Annotated in this window: 1 protein-coding gene; it reads right to left on the bottom strand. The window is 66.1% G+C overall.

The annotated features are described in order from the left end of the window. Positions 1 to 169: 169 nt before the first annotated feature. The coding region (locus tag WBQ44_RS14410; RefSeq protein ID WP_495567358.1) for a tetratricopeptide repeat protein at positions 170 to 1,534 on the bottom strand (1,365 nt) is incomplete at its 5' end.

Here is a 1,534-nt window from a genome sequence, read left to right as displayed (position 1 = left end):
CTGCTGGATCGCGGCCTCGCCGCGGTATTCGTCGTTGCCGATCGGGGAGTCGACTGCTGGGGGCACCCATGGCCTGCTCGTGGTGTCCTCGTCGTCGCGCAGCAGGAAGATCGTCGCGCCTGCGCCGAGCACCAACGCGGCTGGGAGTTGTTCCATGCGCAACGGTAGTTCACCCCTGGGCGCTCGCGATCTTTTCCTGTAGCTCCGACGTTTTCGGTGCTCGAAGGTCGCGATAGGTGGTGAGTGCTTGTTGCCAGTGTTGGATGGCTTTGTCGTGCTCGCCTTGTCGCTGGTGGAGGTCGCCGAGACCGGCGTGTGCTCGGGCTTGTTCGTACCGCGCGCCGAGGTCGGTGGCGGCGGTGAGCGCGTCGAGGTGGTGGCGGCGGGTGATGTCGGCGGGTTCTCCCGCGGCGGCGGATGTCTCGGCCAATCCGTTGAGTGTCATGGCCACCAGTTGTGTTCCGGCGAGGTTTCTCGCCAGTGTCAGTGCCTGGTGGTGGTGTTGTTTCGCCTTCTCGTGGTTGCCCAGCCGGAGGTGGATGGTGCCGAGGCGGTACAGGGTGGTGACCTCGTGCATGGCGAAACGTGAGCCGCGTGCGATGTTCAGTGCCTGATGGGCGTAGTTGAGCGCTTCGGGGTACCGGCCGGTGTCGCGGTAGACCCCGGCGAGTGCGTAGGAGGTCAGGAACTGTCCTGGCGGGTAGTCCTGTTCGTTGGTGATGGTGAACGCCTGGCGCAGGTAGTGGAGCGCGCTTTCCGGCTGGCCCTGTCGCAGATGTAGCTGCCCCAGGTTGGTCAGTGGCCATTGGGCCATCAGCCGGTGCCCGAGCTCCTGGAACAGGTCGGATGACCGGTGCAGATGCCGCATCGCGTCCTGCACCCGGCCTGCGAAGCCGCACAGCGCGCCGAGGTGGCTCAGCGTGGCCGCCTGATAGGTCCGAGCGCCCGCTTTCTCGTGCAGGGCGAGTGATTTCACGAAGTGTCGTTCTGCCTCCTCGAATCGGTGCGCGAACATGTGGATCAGGCCGAAGGACCGCAGTGCGATCCCTTCGGTGACGAGGTCGCCGTGCTCGCGTGCGATGTCGAGGGCTGTTGTCTGTAGCCGCCTGACATCGTCGAGGTGCATGTCGATGTCGAGGTACCCCGAGAGCACCCTGGACAGCTTGGTCGTGTACGCGGGCAGGTCCCGTGTCGCCGACTCGGCGGTGCGGACCAGGTTGGTGCGTTCGGTGTCGAGCCACCGCACCGCGGCGTCGTAGGTGGACAGTTCTGGTGCTGCGGTGATCGGGGATCCGGTCCCGTCAGGTGGCTCCACCTCGCTCGGGATGACGAACCGCACGGCCTGTGCCGCGGTGTGCAGGTAGTAGTCGAGCAGCCGGGTGAGCGCGGAGGTGCGCATGCCCGGGGTGTCGTTCGTTTCCGTGAGTTCCGCGGCATAGGTCGCGAGGAGGTCGTGCAGCACGTACCGCCGATCGGCGGTCTCGTCGACGATGTGCGCCCGTGTCAGCGTGTCGAGCAGGTGCTGGGTGGTTCG

The organism is Rhodococcus sp. (in: high G+C Gram-positive bacteria) (assembly GCF_049591685.1).
In the GTDB taxonomy this organism is placed as follows: Bacteria; Actinomycetota; Actinomycetes; order Mycobacteriales; family Mycobacteriaceae; genus Rhodococcoides.
Note: the sequence above shows the minus strand (reverse complement) of the source record. Positions and strands in the feature narration are given on the sequence as shown.